Source organism: Bartonella sp. AP58NXGY, assembly GCF_042195785.1.
Classification (GTDB): Bacteria; Pseudomonadota; Alphaproteobacteria; order Rhizobiales; family Rhizobiaceae; genus Bartonella.
In genome coordinates, this window is sequence record NZ_JBHIOY010000207.1 from 1 (window position 1) to 766 (window position 766).

Sequence of the window (766 nt, forward strand, 5' to 3'; positions counted from 1 at the left end):
AAGAGATACTTTATGAGAATTGCAATGAATTTTTAATGAGAAATGTAATGAATTTTATTTAAAAAACGCGTTATGCTCGTTTTACCATCTTCCTGTTGCACCGCCACCACCTGATGATCCACCACCACCTCTGAATCCTCCTCCTCCTGAATGTCCACCAAATATTCCACCAGGGGCTCTACCGCTTGCATTTAAGTTTAAAAACCAAGGTGTGAAGATAATACCCATCCAAAGATACTTTCGTGGACCTATTTTCTGACCAAAAATCATAGCAAGAATGGGTAACCCCATGGCTATAAAGAGAATGAAAAACATGATTGTATTTATAATCATTTCTTCTTTCGCAGCTTGTTTACGTTGTTCTTCAACAGCTTTAGCTTTTTGTTTGAGTCGAAAAGAAAAATCAGCATCGCTTTGTGTGATCACTTTGATAATTGCATGAACGGCTTCGACAATTCCTTTTTGATAATTTCCTTCACGAAAATGAGGAATCATAAAGCTATTAATGATGACAGAGGAAATGGCATCTGTTAGTTCTCCTTCCAGACCATAGCCTACTTCAATACGTGCTTAACGTTCGTTCGGGGTAATGACGATTAACACGCCATTATTGATTTCTTTTTGACCTACCTTCCATGTGCGAAAAAGAGAATTGCTGTATGTCTCTATATCATTGCCCAAAAGAGTAGGGAGCGTTACAAGAACAATTTGATCTCCTGTTTGTTCTTCGAGTGTAGCGAGTTTTTCCGTTAAATTTCTCTTTGTT

1 pseudogene is annotated in these 766 nt (G+C 37.7%); it reads right to left on the reverse strand.

Annotated elements, in window-relative coordinates:
* Positions 1–81: 81 nt before the first annotated feature.
* A pseudogene (locus tag ACFINC_RS10470) lies at positions 82–766 on the reverse strand (TPM domain-containing protein); the annotation flags it as partial.